General features: G+C 48.4%; 13 protein-coding genes. 4 read left to right on the top strand and 9 right to left on the bottom strand.

Going from position 1 to position 18237, the window contains the following annotated elements:
• Positions 1-163: 163 nt before the first annotated feature.
• Complete coding sequence (locus KDK18_RS11385) at positions 164-781, top strand: LysE/ArgO family amino acid transporter (protein WP_257255023.1); 618 nt, start codon at positions 164-166, stop codon at positions 779-781.
• Positions 782-928: 147 nt separating this feature from the next.
• Positions 929-2332: a hypothetical protein gene (locus tag KDK18_RS11390; protein WP_257255024.1), complete on the top strand. Its 1404-nt coding sequence runs from the start codon at positions 929-931 to the stop codon at positions 2330-2332.
• A 74-nt stretch (positions 2333-2406) separates the two neighbouring features.
• On the opposite strand, the gene KDK18_RS11395 is transcribed toward KDK18_RS11390, so the two are convergent.
• The 7 genes from KDK18_RS11395 to hemC form a co-directional block, all read right to left on the bottom strand.
• Positions 2407-5661, bottom strand: a complete 3255-nt coding sequence (locus tag KDK18_RS11395; RefSeq protein ID WP_257255025.1) for a hypothetical protein — start codon at positions 5659-5661, stop codon at positions 2407-2409.
• Positions 5662-5864: 203 nt separating this feature from the next.
• Positions 5865-8933 (bottom strand): hypothetical protein, encoded by a 3069-nt coding sequence (locus KDK18_RS11400; protein ID WP_257255026.1) that lies wholly within the window; start codon positions 8931-8933, stop codon positions 5865-5867.
• Between the two features lie 93 nt (positions 8934-9026).
• Positions 9027-9407: a DUF423 domain-containing protein gene (locus KDK18_RS11405; protein ID WP_257255027.1), complete on the bottom strand. Its 381-nt coding sequence runs from the start codon at positions 9405-9407 to the stop codon at positions 9027-9029.
• Positions 9404-10651 (bottom strand): heme biosynthesis HemY N-terminal domain-containing protein, encoded by a 1248-nt coding sequence (locus KDK18_RS11410; RefSeq protein ID WP_257255028.1) that lies wholly within the window; start codon positions 10649-10651, stop codon positions 9404-9406. Before KDK18_RS11410 ends, KDK18_RS11405 begins: the two co-directional genes overlap by 4 nt.
• On the bottom strand, positions 10648-12003 hold the full coding sequence (locus KDK18_RS11415) for a uroporphyrinogen-III C-methyltransferase (RefSeq protein WP_257255029.1): 1356 nt from the start codon (positions 12001-12003) through the stop codon (positions 10648-10650). Before KDK18_RS11415 ends, KDK18_RS11410 begins: the two co-directional genes overlap by 4 nt.
• Entirely contained in the window at positions 12000-12776 is a 777-nt protein-coding gene (locus KDK18_RS11420) for a uroporphyrinogen-III synthase (RefSeq protein ID WP_257255030.1), read from the bottom strand. The genes KDK18_RS11415 and KDK18_RS11420 overlap by 4 nt, the downstream gene beginning before the upstream one ends.
• 13 nt (positions 12777-12789) lie before the next feature.
• Positions 12790-13710 carry a hydroxymethylbilane synthase gene (gene hemC, locus KDK18_RS11425; RefSeq protein ID WP_257255031.1) on the bottom strand — a complete coding sequence of 307 codons (921 nt, stop codon included), beginning with the start codon at positions 13708-13710 and terminating at the stop codon, positions 12790-12792.
• A 234-nt stretch (positions 13711-13944) separates the two neighbouring features.
• Between hemC and KDK18_RS11430 the strand changes: the two genes are divergently transcribed.
• Complete coding sequence (locus KDK18_RS11430) at positions 13945-14436, top strand: DUF29 domain-containing protein (protein ID WP_257255032.1); 492 nt, start codon at positions 13945-13947, stop codon at positions 14434-14436.
• An 18-nt stretch (positions 14437-14454) separates the two neighbouring features.
• Here KDK18_RS11430 and KDK18_RS11435 read toward each other — a convergent pair whose 3' ends face one another.
• Positions 14455-15189, bottom strand: a complete 735-nt coding sequence (locus KDK18_RS11435) for a LytTR family DNA-binding domain-containing protein (protein WP_257255033.1) — start codon at positions 15187-15189, stop codon at positions 14455-14457.
• Positions 15167-16267, bottom strand: coding sequence for a sensor histidine kinase (locus KDK18_RS11440; protein ID WP_257255034.1), 1101 nt, complete (start codon positions 16265-16267; stop codon positions 15167-15169). The genes KDK18_RS11435 and KDK18_RS11440 overlap by 23 nt, the downstream gene beginning before the upstream one ends.
• 272 nt (positions 16268-16539) lie before the next feature.
• On the opposite strand from KDK18_RS11440, the gene argH reads away from it, so the two are divergent.
• The gene (gene argH, locus KDK18_RS11445; protein WP_257255035.1) at positions 16540-17937 is read left to right on the top strand and encodes an argininosuccinate lyase; all 1398 of its coding nucleotides are present in this window, start codon (positions 16540-16542) and stop codon (positions 17935-17937) included.
• Positions 17938-18237: the final 300 nt, after the last annotated feature.

Raw genomic sequence — 18237 nt, forward strand, 5'->3', positions numbered from 1 at the left:
TCCTCAATTTTCTGCCGTCCTCGCTACGGGCGCCATTCTCGGTCAGGCTCCTAGATGAATATTGAGCAGCATGCCTCAAAACTTATTGTGAAAGCCTGCTGTTAGAGAATAACGGGCGTTCGTCACTTGATAAAAATAGTGAAAAAAAAGAGAAAGTTAGACAATGCTGGAGATTTATCTGAACGGAATGTTATTAAGCGGTGGTTTGATCATAGCCATTGGCAGTCAGAATGCTTTTTTACTGGCTCACGGCTTACGTCGAGAGTCTCCTGTTCTGATTGCCACCCTATGTGCAGTTTGTGATGCCTTGCTAATACTGGCTGGTGTCATGGGTCTTGGTACTCTTATTCAGAGTAGTAATACACTGCTTGAACTAGCCCGCTGGGCAGGCGTTGTTTATTTGACCGGATTTGGCCTGATCTCACTGCGGCGCAGTTTCAAAACTGAGCAGCTCAAGGCTGAAGGGCAGGTGCAAAAATCGGTTCGGGCTATTGTGCTTTCAACTCTGGCGGTCACCCTGCTTAACCCGCACGTTTACCTTGATACGGTCATTTTATTAGGCAGTATTGGTGCTCAGTACGGTGAACAGCGTGGTTATTTTGTACTAGGGGCTGTCACCGCATCACTCATCTGGTTCTATGGGCTTGGGTTCGGTGCTGTGAAGCTGGCTCCTCTGTTATCCCGCCCGTTGGCATGGAAAATCATTGATCTGGTGATCTGTCTGATTATGTTCAGCATGGCTCTGAGTCTGGTGCAAATGGACCTGGTGCATATTTTATAACCTTTCTGTCTAATGAATTATGCTTCCGGGTTTCATTTCATTGACTATTTTGAAGATCAAGTACTTTTTTCTTAACAACTGGATGGGTGGTTACTGTCCGATCGGACAGAATCTTTGCTAAGGGTTCTATGAAAAAGGGTTGATCCGATGAGACTCAGGCTCGTAAACAGTGTCGTCTTGTTCTTGCTCAGTGTGTTCTGCTCACTGGCTTTAGCCAAGACCTATTCAGACAATCTGGTGCTGGTGGTCTATGAAAGTAATGCTGAGGTTAATATGGTGCTGGCCTCGGCAGACAATCCCGAGAAGGTACTGGCCAGCTCGGTGGCCTCTCCGGTTCATGTCACTTACAGTCGGTCAAAGGATGAGGAAGACTATTATGAGGCTTCACTCACCGGTATGGGTCATCCGGGCAATCTGGTATTTCGTGATTCAGAAACGATTCTGTTTGCTAATGCTCTTGATAATCTCAGGAAATCAGCCCGCTTCCATTGGCTTGATCTGAAGGATGATGACACAATCAAGCTTGACGCCGTTTTCGTCGGTATTGCCGGGTATAAAGACCATCACAAAAAAGCCCTTGTGGTGGGTGACCGAGTCGTCTTCAAAGAGCAGTACATTCGCGAGAACATGGAAGAGGTTTTGAAGCTCCGTCATTTCCAAATGTCCCCCGATAAGCAGTTACAAATGGATTCAGATACCCGTCTGATGGCCAAACTGGCCAAACAGAAAGCGGGTGAAGACGTCGAGTTAAGGGATCTGGATTTTATTCAACTGACTACCTATGCCATCGGTTACAGAATTCGGGATGGTGTAATGCGACATGATCGGGTGACCTATGACAGTGAGGGCGGGGATTATGAATATGGCGTAGCTATCCAGGTATTCTTCCTTGATCAACTGCCAGCAGCCTGTACAGCCAGTGATTTTGATACACTGGATCTGAGGCATGTACCGGTTCTGAAAGCCATGAATGCTATGCCAACCGTTGATGTTTATAGACACGCACCTAAGGGTGAATACCTCGCCTACCCTGATCTGGGCTATAGCAAAGCGGAACAGGCGCGGTTGAATACTACACTGCCTACCAGAAAATTTAATCACCTGTTTGTTCGCTTGAAAGATAGGAAAAATGAAGCCGGCTATCTGGGCTTCTGGGTGTTGCAGCAGAATAAAGTGCCAGAGGGTGTCACTGAAAAAGACTGGTATGCCGGTCAGGATACGCTAACCCAATGTGCCAAGACTACCTTTATTCCAGCCATCAAAAGAGTGGTAGAGGGGCTGAGCGAACAGGGTATTGGTAAGGATAAAGATGGTGCTAATCTGCCTCTGATTATGGTGGGAGAGTTTCCGCTGGGGCAGACAGCGCGGATGAGAGAGGCACTTAATGAGATTCTGAGCGAGGAAGATCTGAGGCGCATTGTCTGGTTGAAACCTCACGAGTACCGGCAGCTTCTGGCAAAAGCGGGTATCAAGCTGGTCAGGAGAAAGAAACAGGAGTCACCTTGTGCAAGCAAGTCAGGCAACTTCTGTTTTTCAGCTGATCCGTTATAAAAGGGGGGAAGACAACCGCGATGCATTGGAGCAATCTCATAAAACGAGTCTTATAGACTTCTTTGGTAGGAATATCACAAGCCTATAGAACTTGTCTGCAGATTGCGTAATGGCTGCAATTCGTTCGGCTCCATTTCTGATACCGTCGGTTGTCTTTTGAACTTCTTGATCGCCAGATAGACTGCGATGGTTGCAATCACAACAACTGCAGTGCCTCCTGCAGCAGCCACAGTTCCCCAGGGTGTATCCTCTGCCGATCCTGAAGCTGATGTTGAGGCTGATTGCGAAGCTGACCCCGCAGCAGCCAGAGCAGTAGGGGCTTTTTGGTGATTGAAGAATTCAAGGCCCAGAGAAATTTCTTGCATTCGTACCTCCGTCTTCCGGCCATCCTCCCTAATCTCATCGTTTTCAGTGGCCAGATAAGCCTTATTACCCACAAAAATCGGGCGCAGAGACTTTGTTGGTGCAGGTTTAAATGTGGTGGCGAAACGATGGATGTTGACTTGATTTTTATAAGTAAGCACTGATAATCGTCCATCGCTGTTGTAAATAATGGCGTGCAAATAATCTTTCGTTGTCGTCAGCTTCACGGCTGCAAATGAGTCTGGTGTGCGGGAAGAAAAATCAATCTCATCTTCAATAATAAAAGCGCTATCCATCTGTCCATTGTCAGTGGCAAACCGGCGAATAGACAGTCTCCCTTCCCCAGGGTTGTATAGGGCAACGTAGGCGTGGTTTTTTTTGATCAGGATGTCCTGCTGGCTGTTGACTGAGTCAATATCATCGTCAATGGCGTTGATTCTTTCTTCGCCATTATTGCCAAAAGAGGCAGAGGGGGTTAGCTGTTTACTGTCGTACTGTCTGATAAACAGGGGATGGTTGGCATGTTCATCACTTATGCCTAACACATAAAAGTGTTCGCCATCGGGTGAGAGCTCCAGATTAAGCGCTTGCTCCTTATCAAGCCGCCCACTGTTTTCAGGATACTTTCTGGAAAGCATGCGCTCTCCCTGGCGGTAACGTCCGACAAACAGGCTGTTATCGATGGTTCCCGTTAAATACATAGCACCCTGATGAAAAGCGGTATCACTTATTTGAAGATTCTCAGGGAATTCGTCGCTATGTATTCTGACTCCTCTTCTGGATCTGTGTCTGTCAGTGACATCTAACCTGAACAAGATCGTTTTTTCTGAAGGTGTTGTTGAGATAAGGTCAAGGTGAGAGCCTTTGGTTTCATGAACAACCTGCCCTGCCAGAGGCTGGTAGCCCACCAGCATATTTCTGAAACGGGACTGGACGGGGAGGTATCTCACAATACCGCACCAACCAAATCCGTGATCCGGTTCAGAGCCTTTATAACGAACCAGGATAATTTCTTGACGAGGTTCTTTCCAGCGCGACTTAGGCTTAATGACAACGTAAATTCGCTGGGTTTCGGGGTCATACACCTGGAAGAGAGGTTTGCCCTCCAGTGACGGGCAGATAGGCTCGGAGTCGCTTAAATAAGCTGTGGAGGATGTACTGGATTTACTGTGAGTCAAGTCCTTATACGACGAAGGATTTGTAGATGGCGGAACTGACGAAGTTGACGGGGCTGACATGATGCTCTTTTCCTCGCTGCAGTCAAATCCGCCCTGTGTGCAATCAACTCCGGCCAACAATGTTTGTGGTTTGGAGAATGCTTTTGGAAACGGTAGATAGCCATCCTGACCGTTCCAGACAGCACGATTGAAAGAGGTAGCATTATTGGAACCACCGGGGTCTGCAAACTCATTCAGTACTGTAGGAAACCGGTTGTTTGTCTGTTTGGTGCCATTTATTCGGGCAAGTTCACGGTAGGGGGTGTTAATGCCTTTAAGCATTGGCAGCTGCGATGCATCACCGGCATTCCAGAGTGTGCTGCTCAAACCGGTCAGGTTTGATTTGAGAGCGTTTTTCGATACTCTTACGACACCTACATTATATCCTTCCTGACCACCAAAAGTACGATGAAACTTTGTGAATGTATCCAGATTATTCTTAATACGCTCTCTCATCCAAACTTTTGCCACTGCTCCGCTTGTGCCGTAATAGCCTCTCCTCTTAGCTTCAAGTGACCCGGTATTGACATTGTTGTAAACCAAGACCGGATTGACAGGCGCGTCAGCAACTCCGGAAACGCCACCGACGTAATCATAATCTTTCGAAATGACCGCTCCGGCATTAAGGTTATCCTGAATGCTCCCGACCTCAACGCCTCCTGCAATACCTCCGGCATATGATGACCAGCTATCAGTATTGACAGTTCCGGTATTTACATTTTGAACAACAGTAGCATTGTACACTTGCCCCGCTATTCCACCGGCGTGTGTACGATCATAGTTGTTGAAAATGCTGCCTGTATTGAGGTTTTTGCTGACCAAGGTTTGCCCGGATGCCCTCCCCACTATTCCACCCCTGTTTCCTGCATGTTTAACGTAGACGATACCCGGATCATCTGTGGATGACATTTTTCCAGTGTTCAGGTTATTTGATACTCTGGCTGCTGCTGCCTCTCCTGCAATCCCCCCGGAACTTTCGGTATGGCTAACAGTGACGTCGCCGACATTCATATTATTGAGAGCAGCGCTTCTTTTCAGTGTTCCGACAATGCCACCGGCAGGCGAGGAACCTGCACCCCCGGAGATGATCGCTCCGGTATTCAGGTTATTTGAAATGGTAGATGTCTGATCGGCCAATCCAGCGATACCACCTGTGCTGGCGCTTGATGCTGTGACTACAGTGCCGGTGTTTACACTGTCGTGTATGACGCTGTCTGAAACACTGCCTGCCAGACCTCCGGCATGACTGTTAGAAAACTTCGTTTTGACGGTTCCGTCATAATTGACCACCTCTTCAATCCTGCTGCCTTTCAACTCTCCCACAAGTGCACCTGTCGGGCTCCTAAACCCGGCACCGGTCACTTTTGGTTGTTTTAACAGGATCCGCCTGATGATGCTGTTTTGTAATGACCCGAACAAGCCGGTTGCAGTTTTATAGGCTGACGTTGAAACCTCAAGGCCAGAAATAACATGGCCGCCGCCATCCAGATTGAGAGAAAACGGAACGGAGACATTGCCAACGGGTTCCCAGGGAGTGAAGCTCAGGTTGATATCACTGATCAACCGATAGTCACCTTCGACCGGGTGGTCGGCATTCAGATATTGATTGAAATTATTATTGTCCAGCTCGATAGTGTCGGCCCAGCTTTCCCAGTTTGGAATACAAACGACAAGTAACAGCAATAGTACAGACGACTTTTTGTTGATAGTCAGTAGCCGATTCTGATTTCTTATCAGACTTTTATTCATTGAAGAACTACCGTAGAGATAATGATAATAAATAATCGTACCCGTCTATATAGACCATGTGATGTCATCATGCAGAAAGATGCAGAGAACCGTGAGAAAGCTTCTGTTTGAGTAGGGGGTATCAGGGGGAATTTCCTGGTTTGTTTTTGGCTGAGATGATTGGACATTCCAGGGGCTCATTCGCCGGTTCCTGAGAATAGACATTATTGGGTTTCCACATCCTGTTGAATTAGTTCTTTTTTGAACCAGCTCTTGGCGAGTTCGTAAAATGCAACCGTTCCAAGCAGTAAAGTACACCCTGCAAAAAAACCCGTTATAAATCGAGTATTTACCCCAGACGATAAAGTGGCAGGGAATTCTTGAGGACTCAAGTTTTCAAGACCCAGAAAAACTTCCTGCATCCGTACCTGCCTGCTACCCTCCTCAATATCAGCAACTTCAACCGCCAGATAGGCTTTATTACCCAAAAAAACCAGACGCATAGACTCCGCTGTCGCAGGTTTAAATGTGGTGTCGAAACGATGGACTTTGACCTGATCTTTATAAGTAAACACGGACAGTTGTCCATCACTGTTGTATATAATGGCGTGCAAATGATCTCCCGTTATCATCAGCCTGACGGTTACAAACGAACCCGGTGTGAGGGGAGAAAAATCAATCTTGTCGTCAATAATAAAAGCACTATCAATCTGTCCATTGTCGGTGGCAAATCGGCGGATAGAAAGTTTCTCTCTCTCAGGGCTGAATACGGCAACGTAGATTTGATCTTTTTGTATCAGGATGTCCTGCTGACTGTTGATCGTGTCAAAGTCATTGATGGTCATTGCCTCTCTACCATTGTTGCCAAAAGAGGCGACGGGGGTTAGTTGTTGACTGTCGTACTGTCTGATAAACAGAGGATAGGGCACATCGTCATCACTTTTGCCTGTTACATAGAGGCGTTCGCCATCTGGGGAGAGCTTTAGATTGAGTCCTTGTTGCTCATCATATTGGCCAAAGTTTGCAGAATACTTTTCAGAAAAAAAGAATTTTCGTTGGTGATAGCGGCCAATAAATAAGCTGTTATTGATTTTCCCTGTTAAATACATGGCATCCTGATGATGAGCAATATCATTAATTTGAATATTCTCTGGAAATACGTTTTTAATGACACTGAATCGTGCCCGGTATCTTTGGATATCACTCAACGGGAACTCGAACAGCGTCGCTTTTCCTGACTTTGACATTGCAACAATATTGAGGGAAGAGCCGAGCTGAGAGCCTTCGGTTTCGTAAACAACCTGCCCTGTCAGAGACTGGTAAGAAGCCAGCATTCCGGAGTGTTTGGTAGAGGTTGTATAGGTCACAATGCCGCACAGACCAAATTGTTTATCCAGTTCACGGCCTTTGTAGCGAGCCAGAATAATTTCTTTAGAAAACGATTCAGGTTGAATGACGACGTATACCTGCTGGTTTGCCGGGTCATACGCTTGAAACAGGGGCGTGCCTTCTGGTGGCGGGCAGTTAGCTGGCAGGCTGGGTGAATGGGTTTCATAGGGCTGCATAGCTGACGGAGTTTTATCCTCGCTGCAATCAAACCCCCCTTTTGTGCAGTCAATCCCAGCCAGTAATGTTTGTGGTTTGGGGAAAATGTTTAGAAACGGTAAAGAGCCATCCCGACTGTTCCAGACAGTACGATCAAAAGAGGTGGCATTTGCAGCACCACCGGGATCCGCAAACTCATTCAGGGCCGACGGGAACTGATTGTTTGTCTGTTTGGTACCATTTATTCGGGCAAGTTCACGGTAGGGAGTATTAATGCCCTTGAGCATCGGCAGCTGTGATGCATCACCGGCATTCCAGAGCGTGCTGTCTAACAGGGTTACGTTTGATTTGAGGGTACTTTTCGATAGTCTTATGATACCTATATTACGCCCACTACCTCTCTCACTGGTCCATTGATACTTTGTGAAAGTATCCAGGTTATGCTCAATGGCACCTGCCTTCCAAACTCTGCCAGCTACCCCGCTTACGTAGCAGTGGCTGTCCCGGGCTTCAACCGAACCTGTATTGACATTGTTGTACACTGAGGTTGAAAGAGTGGCAGCTCCGGTAATAGCCCCTAAGTGACCGCCAGCATCTTTTGTCATGATTGCTCCGACATTCAGGTTGTCCCGAATGCCTGAACCTTCAGCTTCTCCGGTAATCCCTCCGGCAGATGACTGAAAGTCGTGAGTAGTGACCGTTCCGGCATTAACATTTTGAACAACAGTAGTGTTGACTACATCCCCTGCTATTCCTCCTCCATAGGTACGCCAATCCCTTGTAAAAATGCTACCCGTATTGAGATTTTTGCTGACCAGGCTTTGCCTGGAGGCATGCCCCACTATTCCGCCACTGCTTCCACCTAGCCTACAGAAGGCTCTGGAGTAATCCGAGGCAATTTTTCCGGTGTTGAGGTTATATAATGCCTTCGCAGCTTCTGCTTTTCCTACAACGCCCCCGGAATATTCGGTAAAGCCAACATTAACTTCACCGGTATTAAGATTGTTGTTAGCAATGCTGTCGCTTTTCAGGGTTCCGACGATGCCACCGGCGGGCGAGGAATGTAAATTTCTGGAGACTATTTTTCCTGTATTCAGATCATTTGACAGGGAAGATATCTGATCGCCCAATCCTGCAATGCCGCCTGTGCTGGCGGATCCGGTTGTGAAAACGGTGCCGGTGTTCACACTATCATGTATGACGCTATCAGAAACACTGCCCGCTATACCTCCGGCATGACTGCGAAAACCGGTTGTTTTGATGGTTCCGGCATAATTGACCACCTCTTCAATCCTGCTGCGTTTTAACATGCCCACAAGTGCACCGGCCGGGCTTGTATTTCCGTAGCTGGTGACTTTTGGCTGTTTAAACAGGATCTGCCTGATAGTGCTGTTCTGTAAGGACCCGAACAGGCCTGAGGGAGTATTATCTGATAACGTTGAAACTTCGAGGCCGGAAATAACGTGGCCGTTGCCAAGCAGAATGACAGAGAACGGATTGGAGGTATTGCCGACGGGTTTCCAGGGAATGAATCGGCTCAGTTCAATATCACTCATTAACCGATAGCGACCTTCCACCGGATGGTCGGCATTCAGATATTGATTGAAATTATTATTATCTAACCCAATAGTACTGGCCCAATTGTTCCAGTTTGGAAAACATACGACAAGTGACAGTATCAATGCAGGTGGCTTTTTGTTGATAATCAGGCTTTGCCGATTTTGGTCTTTTATCAGGTTTTTATTCATTGAGGCATTACTGCAAATGATAATAAATACTCGTATTACCATCCGTATGTATAGACCACAATGAGTCATCATGCAGATGACCGTTGAAAAACTTCAATCCGAGCCTTCAGTAACAGCAAAGATTGCCAGAAAAAGCCAGCCCAGCATTAATGAGACGCCACCCAGAGGAGTGATCGCACCCAACCAGCTGATTTCTGTGAGGGCAAGAATATAAAGACTGCCGGAAAAGAGGATGATACCTGCCAGAAAGAGTCTGGCGCACCATTTCAGTTTTCCGGAATCTTTGAAGTGGATGGCTAGAACGGCTACCAGAATCAGAGCCAGACTGTGGTAGAACTGGTAATCAGTCGCTGTTGCCCATACTTCTATATAACGTTCGGAAAGTTGCGTTTTCAGGGCATGAGCACCAAATGCGCCCAGAGCCACAGAGATTAGACCGCAGAGGGCGCCGGACAACAGGTAGCGTCGAGTCATTTTTTGTCCGTAACTTTTGAAGGCAACAGATCAACAACACTGCCCGCTGCGAGTCTCAATCCTTCCTGAAAGTACAGAGAGCTTTTTTCATGATCATCCATGTGAGCCAAAAGACGTCCCAGCTCGTTATAGGTATCGATCCGTTTACTCAGTCTCAGGCTGGCTTCAAAGTACTCTCTGGCTTTACCCCAGAGTTCATTACGGAGAGACAGGCGACCCAGAGTGAGTAGAAGATCGGCGTCGTTGGGTCTTTCATTGAGCATGGTTTCGGCAAAATGCAGCTGCTTACTCACATCCTTGCCCTTGATTTTTCCATAAAGCAGAGCCATGTCACCGCTGTAGTGTTTCTTCAGATTGTCCCTAAGCAGAACTTCTGCTTTTTCTTCTGCTCCCAGATCCGTCAGGCACTTTCCATACCGGTAAATCATGGCGGAATTATGCTTCTGGTTGGACGACAGACTGTTCCAGATTTGGGTTGCAGGTTTTATTTTCTGATCCAAAGAGGTAAAACTTCGTCCATTATTAAAGGCCTGATTGAATAGAGCTTCAAAGCACTGAAGCTCAATGGTCCGATACTCTTCATCGGAAACGACTTTTTGCTTTTTCAGCTTGGGTAAAAGAGCCGCGAGAGATTGCCAGTCATTGAGGCGGGTATAGGTCTGTTTCAGCATTTTCAGAACATAGGCATGTCGTGGGACTTGCTTGTGCAGCTTGGTCAGGGTGGCCAGTGCCTGCTCCAGTTGACCTGATGAGAGCTGAAGCTGAGCTTGGGTAATGCCAATAGCCAACTCTGCACCGGGCTCCTTGTGATCGGCCTGACGGAGGTATTCGGCAGAGGCTTCAAGGTCACCGTTTTCATGAGCTGCACGAGCTGCGGCAAGATAATTCAGTAAAGGTGAGGAGCCATAGTCAGCAGCCTGCGAAAGCAGTCGCTCAGCTTTCTTCCAATGCCCCTGAGTGAACTCGACAAAGCCCCGGGTTGTCAGTTTACGGGCTCGTCTTTCTTTGGCACTGGACGTCATTGGATAGATAAAACCTGTGACGTCGAAAATGAGCCTCAGGATGATCCAGACCAGCCAGAATGCACCTATGGCAAGCCCAATCAACAGAAAAAGTCCCCACAATGTGCTTTCGAACGTTGTCTTGTTGTACGAGATAAGCACATAGCCGCTGTCATGGATCATGACGTTTGCCAAGCCAAAAGTAATGCCCAGAATCGCCAGGAAGATGATAAAACCCTTCATGTTTCTGGCTCCTCTGAAGAGTCAGCAGGTGCTTGCGGGGGCTGAGAATATTCTGACTGGTTTTCAGTGGCTGTCTGATCAATCCCTTCAGGTGTTTTTTCGATTGAGCTGTTCTGAACAGTCTGTGCACTCTCTGAGGATTCAGTTTGCCCCGAGGTGTTTTTTTCATTCTGCGGGGTCTCAGTTATCAGGCTGGATTTCAGCAAGTTCAAAGCACGGCTGATATTGACGGTGACAGGTTTTACGGTGACTTTGTCCAGAGCCTTCAGCTCTTCCAGCATTGCGGTGGCCTGAGCCCCTGACAGCGAGAAGTATTTTTCTATCCAGTCTGAAGCCTGTTGCAGACTACTGTTGTAGATCGCCTGCTCTCTGGAGAGAACTGACAACTTGGCCTGTTCCAGCATTAGCTGAAGGTTTTGGCGAATCAAAATATTCTCTTCGGGTGACAACAGTGACGTGATTTTTTGATCACGATCCGGGGTGAATCTGAACAGCCGGACAAAGCTCTCCCGGGTATTGTTCAGCATTGAGAGGGCGACAGTCTGCCAGTCGGTGGTCTCTGAAGATGGAGTAGATGGAGCGCCTGTGGATGGCGTCTCAGAGGGCTTTGATACCGAGATTGAAGCTGATTTCAGGGGCTCTTTTTCCATCAGGGGCAGTTCGTCAATCTGCTGGGTGAGCGCTTCAAGCTTCAGGTAAAGACCTTCCTGATCAAAATCCGGGAGGCTGTTAAGAGAAGCAATATCTTCTGCCAGAGCTTCCCTCACGGGATACAAATTGTAGTTGTCCAGCTCAAGCAGCATTTGATCAGCACTGTTAAGGAGAGCCTTGGCTGAGTGGGTATCAGATGTCATGAGCAGGCGCTGATTGGCCAGTCTGAGCAGGTATTCTACTTCTGCCAGCTTCCAGCCATCCTGACTGTTGCCGGTGAGTTCCTGAAGGCTTCTGGTCAGACTGTCGGTGCGCTTCAGCAGGCGTTCACTTTGACTTTGCTGTTCGTCGAGTCCGGTTTTGATGGGCGTGAGTTCACCGTTTATTTCAGTGAGTCTGGCCTGAACCCGTGCAATCTGGGTTTGTTGCTGTTCCTGTCCTGCTATCAGAGCGGGTTGCTGCTGCTCCCATTGCATGAACCGCCAGCCAATACTGCCAATTAAACCCAGTGCAATAACCGCAATCAGCAAGGCCAGGATAGATAGTTTACCTCCTGGTTTTGATGCTGATTGTTGAGGCTGTTTTCCGGAGCCTGTCGATGTCGACTTGCTAACCTGTTTTTTTGAAGGCTCTCCAGACCTGGCCCGATGTGTCGGTTCAGCTTGCTCGAGTTTTCTGGCGTTCTGATCTTTCTTGCTCACGTTAACCCTTCGCTGTTAATCAGGTTCAGTACCGAGACCATGGCGTGATTGTTGGCACCCTGAGCGGTATAAACCCGTTTGAATGCTTGAGCCTCTGGCATTCTGGCAATTCTTTCGCTGGGAACCACCAGACAGCACTCCTGACTTAAAGCAGGAGAAAGGTAGTCTGTGGTATTGGCCAGAATCTCACCACTGCTGGTCAGTATGACATTAATAGCATGATCTTTGATCAGTCTGTTCAGATAATCTTTCGGGTAGTCCGGCTTCTGGCGTTCATAAACTTCCAGGCAATCCACCCGGGCTCCCCGATTACTGAGGGTAGTCTCCAGCAGCTCTCTGCCGCCTTTGCCTTTCAGAATGAGTATCTTTTCTCCGCTGACCTGCTGAAGACTCTCCAGTTGCAGCAGGGCTTCGCTGTCTCCGGGCTTTTGTCGTACTTCCGGGCAGGCGGCCTCAATGTTGTTGCTATTTAGCCATTGTCGTGTTTTTGGGCCGACGGCATACCAGTCGATCTTCAGGGGCATTTGTGGCCAGTAATTCTCTATGTGCTCCAGGCCCAGTCTGGCGGCATTCTGGCTGATGGCAATGATTTTACCGTATTGATCCAGCTGTAATATTCGGTCTCGCAGTGCCTGACTCTCTGCCACCGGCTGAATATGGATCATCGGCAAAGACCATGCCATGGCCCCCTGATTCTGAATCATGGCAACCAGTGGTTCAGCCTGCTCCCTGGGGCGAGTGACCAATGCTCTGATCTCACGATTGTTTATCATGACATGGCTCACATTAATGCAGCAACTCTGCGAGAATGCGGTCTGCACCTTGCTCCAGCAAGGATTCTGCCAGCTGGACACCGCCTTTCTCCCCATCGGAAGGTGCACAATAGACTTCTGCGCTCAATATGACTTTGCCGTCCGGCTGACCCACCAGACCCCGGATGAAGAGCTGATCGTTGATGAGTTCAGAATAGCAACCAATAGGTACCTGACAGCCGCCATTTAATTTTCGGTTCATGGCTCTTTCCGCAAGCACTCGTGTGGCTGTTTCTTCATGATGCAGTGGGGCCAGAAAGTGTTTCACCGCTTCATCGTTTGAACGAATCTCAATACCCACTGCACCCTGACCTGCCGCTGGCAGACTCAGTTCAGGGGGCAGCGCCGTTTTGATCCGGTCTTCCATTCCCAGTCTGATTAACCCCGCTGCCGCAAGAATAATGGCGTCATACTGACCATCGTCGAGCTTGCTCAGGCGTGTGTTGACGTTGCCTCGCAGGAATTCAATCTTCAGATCCGGTCTTTTTGCCAGAATCTGGCATTGGCGGCGCAGACTGGATGTGCCCACGATTGCGCCTTCAGGCAGCTCGTCCAGCTGGTTATAAGTGTTGGAAACAAACGCATCCAGTGGGTTTTCGCGAGGACAGATAGCGCCCAGTCCAAGCCCTTCCGGAAGCTCCATAGGAACATCTTTCATGGAGTGCACGGCGATATCGGCCCTGTTCTCCAGCATAGCTGTTTCCAATTCTTTTACAAACAGGCCTTTGCCACCGACTTTGGCCAGTGGTGCATCCAGAATTCGATCACCCTTGCTGGTCATTTTGACCAACTCCACCCGGATACCCGGATGAAAGTGCTCCAGACGCTCTTTGACGTATTCAGCCTGCCAGAGGGCCAGGGCGCTTTTTCTTGTAGCGATGCGGATGGTTTTCATGAAGAGACTTTCAATCAATAAAAAGGACAACGATGGCTGAATGGCGCTGTAAAGCCTGCGGAATGGTCTACTCGGTAACGGGTTAAGGCCAGTATACAGATTCACTCATCATTGAAGAGATTCAGTGTTTGGGATAATACGATAGTCTTTAGTTGTGACCAACATTTACTTTCTTACCAGGCGGTTGATGGAAGAGAAAATAACCACTAGGTTGTTAATCCAGCGGAGGAGTTTATGACAGACCTTTATAGAACCGACTATATGCTCTGGGTGGAAGAGCAAAAAAAGCTGCTGGCTGCCAGACGTTTTGATGAACTTGACCTTGAAAATTTGTTGGAAGAATTAGCAGATATGGGAAAAAGTGAGCCAAGGGCTTTCAAGAGACATCTTATTCAGTTACTGAGCCACTTGTTAAAATGGGACTTTCAGCAGAATCAGGTCAATGACCTCAGGGATATGGATCATTGGTTTCGCAGCTGGGTGGATACGATTCAAATTCAGAGGTATGCCGCAGCAGCAGTCCTGGCAGATAATCCCAGCCTGCAGTCAAAACAACAGGCTATTTACCTTGAAGCCTATCAACAGGCCCGAATACTGGCTGCCAAGGGCTTGAACAGTTATGTGGATTCAAGACATTTTTCATCGAAAGATTTCCCTGAAGATTGTCCGTGGAGCCTTGAGCAGGTTATGGGTGAAGACTTTTTGCCCGAAGCCAGACTCAGTTAAGCCTGGCACTCACGGGCTTCAAAGCGATTGCATGAACTTCTTCATCAGTGGCACATGTCTGCGGCTTACTGAAAGAGGCTTGTCGACGCCACTGAGCTGGATAAAGAAGTGGCCCTGCTCGTCACGAATCATCCTTTCTATGGCCTTTCTGGCCACCAGAGCATTCCTGTGGACTCTAACAAATCTGGAACTAAACTCGGACTCCAGATCTTTCAGTGGGTCATCAATGAGCACTTCCCCGTTCTTGTGATAAACCGTGATGTATTTGCTGTCTGCCATAAAATAGTAGATATCATCCAGAGGCACCAGTTCTATCCCTCTGAGCGTTTTGGCCGCGATGTGGCTGCGGGCATTATCATTCAGGTCTTCTTTAAGGCTCGCCAGCTGCAGTCGATTAACTTTAGCAGCGCCAATCAGCGCTTGTTGCAGATCTTCGATCTTTACTGGCTTCAACAGATAGCCAACCGCCTGAACCTGAAAAGCTTCAATGGCGTGAGTATCATAAGCGGTACAGAAAATGACAGCGGGCGGACGCTCCAGCTTGCTGATATGAGCGGCTGCTTCCAGACCTCCCATAACAGGCATACGAATATCCATTAAGACAATATCTGGCTGGTATTTACGACAAAGCTCCAGAGCTTCTATGCCATTACCTGCATCGTACTCCAGAGCCTGAAAGCCCTCTAAACGTCCTAACAGGTGTCGCAGGCGGTCTCTTGCCAGCGGTTCATCATCGGTGATCAGTATGTTCATGGTTATTGCCACCGTAAGGGTAAGTGATCAATGTTTCAAACTCCTGAGTATCTCCACTCTCACCCTCAAACAGCTGAGCTTTTACACTGGCTTTGTTACCAAAAAGCATATTCAGTCGGGAGCGGATATTGGCCAGAGCCAACTGATTTCCCTGAGCCCCTTTGGCAAAGCTGGAAGGGTTACTCTGAACCGGGTTTCTGACTCTGATAGTGATGTTATCGTTGCTCCTGCCAATATCTACACTCACAGTGCCACCTTTTTCCAGTGGCTGGATGCCGTGATAAACCGCATTTTCAACAATGGGCTGCAATGTGAGGGGGGGAATGAGAACGTCCTCAGGGATTAACTCAATATTCCACCGGGTTTGCAGACGGCGTCCCAGTCTGTGCTGTTCAATTCTCAAATAGCGCCGACAAAGCTCGATCTCTCGACTCAAGGCAATGCTCTTGCCATGCTCCTGAAGGCTGGAGCGAAAGAGATCCGACAAATCTTCAACGGCCTGCTCTGCCTTGTCCTGGTCAATATGAATCAGGCTGGCGATGATGTTCATCGAGTTAAAAAGAAAGTGAGGGCGAATCCGAGCCTGCAAAGCCTCAAAGCGAGCGGCATGGCTGGCTTTCTGCTCTTTCCTGGCTTCCTGTTGGACGTAGAAATAGCGCAGAAGCATGGCTGTAATGATCAGAGCGACGGTGACATGCCTGACCAGCTGGTTCCATTCCGGATAGATATCAATAAAAGCATCCCGCCATAGAAACCACTGCGCCGCGAGAGTGAATACCAGAGTGATGATGCCCACGACACCAAGGCAGCTGCTGATGATAACCGTCAGTTTCTGACGCTTCAGAACTGGCCTGAGCCGGCATAGAACAGCGCCTGATACCAGAGATATCCACTGGACAAATAGGGAAGTCATGGCCAGACGATTCCAGTCCAGGTCGTCCGGGGCGGGCAGAGTGAGTACCTGGATCAGGACAAAAAGCTCAGACACCAGAACCAGCATAAAGACGGCACCGGGGGAGCATAAATCCGGCAGGAAAAAGTCGTCATCGTCCTGAATTCTGTTGGCTTTAAATAGCAAGAGGGAGCATCCTGTCTCTGGTGTCTTTAGATTTATAATAATTCGTAAAAATAGAATAATTATTCTTTTTGGGTTGGGCGCGCTATCTAAAATCACCCAGTTACCTCTATAATGCCGGAGCCAGCTTCAGTCATCCACAGTCTGGCTATAAAAATCAGCAGATTGACGTTGCGGGCATCAGGAAGTTGGCCTGCAGAATGCGAAACAGCCATGAGCCGGAAACAGCCGTGAGCCGGAAACAGCCATGAGCTCATTAAAGAAAGAGGTAGAAAATGTCCGATAGCAGCAATCAGCAGTGGGGTGGAAGGTTCAGCGAAGGCGTGGATGCATTTGTTGCTCGATTCACTGCCTCTATTGATTTTGATCGTCGCCTTTATCGTCATGATATTGAAGGCTCGATGGCTCACGCTCGAATGCTGCAAAGAACAGGCATTCTGAGCCAGGAAGAGCTGTCTGTCATTCTGAGTGGGCTCGAAGGTATCCTGGAAGACATCGAAAACAACAACATCGACTGGTCTATCGAGCTGGAAGATATTCATATGAATATTGAAGCCAGACTGACAGACAGAATTGGTGATGCGGGTAAGAAACTGCACACCGGGCGCTCCAGAAACGATCAGGTGGCAACCGATATTCGTCTATGGCTCAGAGAAGAAATTGACCATATAAGTAATGAGCTGAAACGGTTGCAGACAGGTCTGGTCAATCTGGCAGAGCAGGAAGCTGACACTATTATGCCGGGCTTCACTCATCTGCAAACGGCACAACCGGTGACATTTGGACATCACCTGATGGCCTGGTATGAAATGCTGGTAAGAGACAGTGAACGTTTACAAGACTGCAGAAAACGCGTCAACGTGTCGCCCTTGGGAGCGGCTGCTCTGGCAGGTACAACTTATCCGATTGATCGTGAGTTTACTGCAAAGGTGTTAGGTTTTGATCGCCCATCCAGGAACTCATTGGATTCTGTCAGCGACAGGGACTTCGCCATAGAGTTTTGCTCAGTGGGCGCACTGCTGATGACGCACCTGTCGCGTATGTCGGAAGAACTGGTGCTTTGGACATCGGCCCAGTTTGATTTTATCGATTTACCTGATCGCTTCTGTACCGGTTCATCCATCATGCCCCAGAAGAAAAATCCGGATGTACCCGAACTGGTGAGAGGTAAGACAGGAAGGGTTAATGGTCACCTGATCAGCCTGCTGACATTGATGAAATCTCAACCATTGGCCTACAACAAGGACAATCAGGAAGATAAGGAACCCCTGTTTGATACAGTAGATACCCTCAAAGACTGCCTGCGAGCCTTTGCTGATATGGTTCCACATATTCAGTCAAAGAAAGCAAACATGTCAGAAGCCGCTCGCCGTGGATTCAGCACCGCAACCGATCTGGCAGACTACCTGGTCAGACAAGGCATGCCATTTCGCAATGCCCATGAAGTGGTTGGCAAAGCAGTGGCCTACGGCATTGAGCAGAACAAGGACTTGTCAGAGATGAGCCTGGAAGAACTGACCGTCTTCTCAGACACCATTAAGGAAGATGTGTTTGATGTGTTGACGCTGGAGGGATCTGTTGCTGCGAGGGATCATATTGGCGGCACTGCGCCGGGGCAGGTGAGGTTGGCTGTAAAACAGGCCCGAAAGCTCGCCAATGATAACGCTCCCTGATCCTTCCCGCCTTGAGCCTTGACGAGGCTATTGCAAACCAGCGTCCTTTGCGGGCGCGCACGCCAGTGTAGTGTGATGAGAGCTGGAGTAAGATCAGCTCTTGTCCGGTTTGTGTTGCTAATTCAACAGAAACGGTGATGGATTTGTCTGAAACGGAATAAACAAGTCTTAAACCAAGTTGCCTTAGTTTGATTTTATAAAGGTTTGGAGCACCAGGAACTTTTGCAGAAGGGACGTTTACGCCTGGAGTCGATCTCGGTACCGCGCCCCATAGTTCGGGCAATACGGGACAGGTTGACT

It is taken from the genome of Endozoicomonas sp. SESOKO3, from assembly GCF_024606255.1.